3 protein-coding genes and 1 pseudogene are annotated in these 4,955 nt (G+C 70.2%); 2 read left to right on the forward strand and 2 right to left on the reverse strand.

Features of this window, described 5'->3' with window-relative positions:
- Window positions 1–92: 92 nt before the first annotated feature.
- Window positions 93–290 (reverse strand): annotated as a pseudogene (locus VFZ20_RS23455) (cold-shock protein); the annotation flags it as partial.
- A 174-nt stretch (window positions 291–464) separates the two neighbouring features.
- On the reverse strand, window positions 465–851 hold the full coding sequence (locus tag VFZ20_RS23460) for a hypothetical protein (RefSeq protein WP_329686390.1): 387 nt from the start codon (window positions 849–851) through the stop codon (window positions 465–467).
- A gap of 119 nt (window positions 852–970) precedes the next feature.
- Here VFZ20_RS23460 and VFZ20_RS23465 point away from each other — a divergent pair, with 119 nt between their 5' ends.
- The gene (locus VFZ20_RS23465) at window positions 971–2,254 is read left to right on the forward strand and encodes a serpin family protein (protein WP_329686391.1); all 1,284 of its coding nucleotides are present in this window, start codon (window positions 971–973) and stop codon (window positions 2,252–2,254) included.
- A 209-nt stretch (window positions 2,255–2,463) separates the two neighbouring features.
- A complete protein-coding gene (locus VFZ20_RS23470) occupies window positions 2,464–4,230 on the forward strand; it encodes a M28 family peptidase (RefSeq protein ID WP_329686392.1) in 1,767 nt (588 codons plus the stop codon).
- Window positions 4,231–4,955: the final 725 nt, after the last annotated feature.

Genomic DNA, 4,955 nt, shown 5'->3' on the forward strand with positions numbered 1-4,955 from the left:
CCACCACCACCGCCGTAGCCGCCGCCACCGCTGCGGCCGCCGCCACCACCACCGCCACCGCCGTTACCACCCTCGGGGGCGTCAAGGCGCGTCACGTTCTCGGCCGCCGGGCCCTTCTGGCCCTGCACGACGTCGAACTCCACCCGCTCGCCATCGTTCAGCGTGCGAAAGCCGCTGCCCTGGATGGCGCTGTGGTGGACGAACACATCCTTCTCCCCGTTGTCGCGAGTGATGAACCCGAAGCCCTTCTCCGGGTTGAACCACTTCACGTTTCCTGTTTCCCGCGCCATCGCTGCACCGCCTGGTGTCCCGTTGAAAAAGGCGAACTCCCACACACTCCCGACAAGCTACGTGGCATCAAGCCTCGTGCCAAGACTCCCGTACAAAGCGGCCGGCGGACGCCCGCGGGTCCGCACGCTGGCGGAATCCGGTAAGAATCTGCCCATTCGCGGAGTTCCGTCGCTTCATCCGCCGATGTCCGCGACCACCTGGATAACGCCGAAGGGCACGTTCCTGCCAAAGCGGGAGGTGGCCTGGACGGGGTCCAGGTAGCGGATCTCCGCCACATTGGCAGAATTCATCTCGCGCAGGCGCTCCACGCCGCCCAGCGCCTGCGAGCCCATGTAGACGGTGGGATAGCCGTACGCGCCCTGGGCGGCGCGCTGCTGCAGCCACGCGGGCCGGAGTCGCTGCACGATCTCGTACACGCTGGTGGCGGGCGTCTGCGCGATCTCCTCCGCCGAGATCAGCCGCGCGTCGCCGCGGGGTGCGATTCCCTCGCCCCGCGCGGGCCCGCACGCCGCCACGATCATCATCAGCACCACCGTCATCCATCGCCGCGCTCCGCCCATCGCTCTCCCTCCGCTGAATCACTCACGCACTTCCCTACCCCCGTACCTCCGTACCTCGTCACGGAACCTCCTCCCCGGGCCGGCGGGTACACCGAACGCGACATCCACGAGGAGGCATCATGTGCACACGTTCGCTGCGGCCGCTGCTGGCGGCTGCCGCCCTGCTTTCAGCCGCGGCCGGCTGCGCCAACGCGCAGGACAAGCCGCGCATCGACACGGCGGGAATCAAGCCGATGGACACCACGCCCTGGGTTCCCGGGCCCAGCCGCCTGGCGCGCGGCGAGCTGGCGCCGGACTACGCCGCGTTCGGGCTGGACCTGTTCCAGCGCCTGGCCCAGGCGCGGCCCAACGAGAACGTCGTCGTTTCGCCGCTGAGCGCGGGGCTGGCCGTGAGCATGGTGGCCAACGGCGCCACGGGCTCCACGCGCACGGGCATCGAGCGCGCGCTCTCCACGGGGATGGAGGTGGACGCGCTGAACGCCGCCAATGCATCGCTTGCCGCCGCCCTGCGCACGGACGACGTGGAGCTGGCCGTGGCCAACTCGCTGTGGGCGCGGCAGGGCGTGCCGTTCCAGCCCTCGTTCATGGAGCGCAACCAGCAGTTCTACCGCGCCGAAGTGGCCACGCTGGACTTCAGCTCGCCCGAGGCGGCGCGGCGCATCAACGACTGGGCCTCGCGCAATACCAACGGGCGCATCACGCAGATGGTGGAGCCGCCGCTGGACGGCGACCTCATCCTGTACCTGATGAACGCGGTGTACTTCAAGGGCCGCTGGCGGGACGAGTTCCGCGCGCAGGCCACGCGCCCCCGCACCTTTCACGCCCCCGGCGGCGACGTGCAGCGCCCGATGATGTCGCGCACGGGCAGCTACGGGTGGATGCAGGGCGAGGGGTTCCAGGCCGTGCGCCTTCCGTACCGCGGCGACCGCTTTGCCATGTACGTGCTGCTGCCGGACACGGGCCAGTCGCTGGCGCAGCTGCGTGGCCGCCTTACGACGGATGCATGGCACGGGTGGATGAGCCGCTTCAGCCCGCGCGAGGTGGCGCTGACCATGCCGAAGTACCGGCTGAACGTGGAGTCGCGCCTGAACCAGCCGCTGGCGGCCATGGGGATGGCGGACGCGTTCAGCCCGACGGCGGCCCGCTTTGGCGCCATGCTGACGGCGGAGTACCTGGCCCGGCAGAACGCCTACGTGGGCGAGGCCAAGCAAAAGGTGTTCATCGAGGTGAACGAGGAGGGCACGGAGGCCGCCGCCGTCACGGGCATCGAGATGCGGACAACGAGCATGCCGCCGCCCCCGCTGGCGTTCACGGTGGACCGGCCGTTCGTCATCGCCATCCGCGACGACCAGACGGGCACGCTGCTCTTCGTGGGCCAGGTGACGGATCCCCGGACCGAGTAGCCGTCGCATTGGCGGATGGCGGACGAGGGCCGGACGTGGTCGCATCCGCCCCTCCGATTGTTTCCGACGGGGACGGAAATCGACGCGGTGACGCCGTTGCCCGCTATTCCCTATTCCCTGTTCCCTATTCCCTAACTTGCCGCGTCCGCCGCCGGCTGTATCTTCGGCGGGAACCCGGCAGGCTGAAGAACCAGGCAAAGGAGCAGTTTGTGAGCTCGTACCGAATCCTCGTCCGCGGCCTGCCCGTGCTGGCGGCGCTAGCCGCGGCCCAGGCGTGCGCCCCGGCAACCACCACGAATGGTCAGACCGTCGCGCCCGCCACGAGCGGCACCGATGGGCCCGGCAACAGTCGCGCGCTGCCGCTGACCTACGCGGCGCGTCCCACGGTGGCGGAGATCACGCCGGGCGACCTGATGAGCCGGCTGTACACTATCGCCGACGACAGCATGATGGGGCGTCAGGCGGGGCATCGCGGCAACGTGATGGCCACGGACTACATCGCCGCGGAGTTCCGGCGCATGGGGCTTGAGCCGGCGGGGGAGAACGGCACCTACTTCCAGGCCATCCCGCTGGTGGTGCGCGGCATCGATCGCGACGTGTCGCTGTCCGTGGCCGGGCAGGCGCTGCGGGCGTGGGAGGACTTTTCGCCCCTGCCGCCGTCGGACGCGTTCCCGTTTGGCGCGGAGCTGCGGGCCAGCAACACGCCCGTGGTCTTTGGCGGCACGCTGGGCGGCGAGATGATCACGGACGCGCAGGCGGCGGGCAAGCTCGTGGTGCTGCTGCCGGGCAACGGCGCCAACGGGCAGCCCAACGGCCGCTGGTGGGCCGGCTACCCGCGCACGCGCTTTCCCAACGCGGCCGGCGTGGCCGTGGCGGCCACGGAGATCTCGCCGCCCGTCATCCGCACGTACGGGCAGAACGAGTCGGCGGACCTGCAGGAGCCGGGTGAGCAGCCCGCCACGGGCCCCGCGGGGATGAGCATCACCCGCGCGGCGGCCGAGCGGCTGCTGGGCGCCCCGCTGGACGGCATGCGTCCCGGCACGGCGGGCCGCACGGTGAGCGGCGGCTTTCACTTCGTGGCCCGGCCGGCGGACGCGCCAGCGCGCAACGTGGTGGCCATCCTGCGCGGCAGCGACCCCACGGTGAACCGGCAGTACGTGGGCATCAGCGCGCACAACGACCACGAGGGCATCAGCGGCCAGGCGTTCGACCACGACAGCGCCTTGGCGTTCAACACGGTCATGCGGCCGCAGGGGGCCAACGACGCCGTGCGCACGCCCACGCCGGAGCAGGCGGCCCGCATCCGCGCCCTGCGCGACAGCCTGTCGGCGGACGGCTCGCGGATGGACAGCATCTACAACGGCGCGGATGACGACGGCTCGGGCACGGTGACGCTGCTGGAGATCGCCGAGGCGTTCGCCCGCAGCCCCAACAAGCCGCGCCGGTCCATCCTGTTCATCTCGCACACGGCGGAAGAGGCGGGGCTGCTGGGCTCGCAGTGGTTCAGCGACCATCCCACGGTGCCGCGCGACAGCATCGTCACGGTGCTCAACATGGACATGGTGGGCCACGGCCGGGCCGAGGAGGTGCGCGGGGGCGGTCCCTGGAGCATCCAGATGATCGGCTCGCGGCGGCTTTCGACGGAGCTGGGCGACCTGATCGACACGATCAACGGCCGCCGCCAGAACCCGATGTCGATCGACTACTCGTGGGACGCGGCGGGCCACCCGGCCAACCGCTACTGCCGCAGCGATCACTTCATGTACGCGCGGCACGGCATCCCCATCACGTACTTCTCGCTGGGCTACCATCCCAGCTACCACATGGTGACGGACGAGCCGCAGTACATCGACTACGACCACATGGCGCGCGTGGGCGGCTTTCTGCAGGAGATCGCCACCGAGGTCGCCAACCGTCCCGGCCGCCTGGTTGTGAACGGCCCGCGGCAGGACCCCAACGCGCCCTGCCGGCAGTAGGACGGAAGTGCGTGAGTGCGGGAGTGCGTGAGTGCGTGAGTGCGTTAGTGCGTTAGTGCGGGAGTGAACTGCGACTGACGTGGATGCGACGAGGCGCGGAGGGGATGCAATTCCCCGCCGCGCCTTCTCGTTGCCCGCGCGGCGTTGGACCAGGGCGGCTGATGGACCATTGCGGATCCGTACCGGTCAGGCGGCGCCCCAGCCCCGGCAAATGATGCCGAGTGCGGATCTGATCCGGTGTCGCCACCCTCAAGCCGGAGCGGCTGAAGCCGCCGCAACAACAGCGGAAAGCCTCACAAACTTCGTGAGGCTTCAACGGCCGGAACTCCGCTCCGGTGCACGGAATCCGACCTGTGCTGGGGCAGTCCGCGCAGGCGGACTTCGCGAATTTCCAGCGGCGAATTCATTCGCTCCGGCTGGGAGACGGCCTCGCCGGAACCGATCCGCGAGGTGGCATCATCCCCTCCGGCCGGAAGGCGGACATGAGCGGCGCGACGCGGGTGCAGACAAAAACGCGGAGGCGCGGAGAGATCATCTCCGCGCCTCCGCGCGTTTCAGCCGATGCGGGTCGTGCGGCGCGCGGCCGGCGGGATGCCACTCCCGCACTCACGCACCAACGCACTCACGCACTTCCGTTCACGCACCCAGGCGGCGACGGCGCGTGTCGCGGGCACCCGCGTTCACACCCGCGCCCACGCCGGCACTGAGCAGCAGCGCCGTCCCGC

The organism is Longimicrobium sp., assembly GCF_036280135.1.
GTDB lineage: Bacteria > Gemmatimonadota > Gemmatimonadetes > Longimicrobiales > Longimicrobiaceae > Longimicrobium.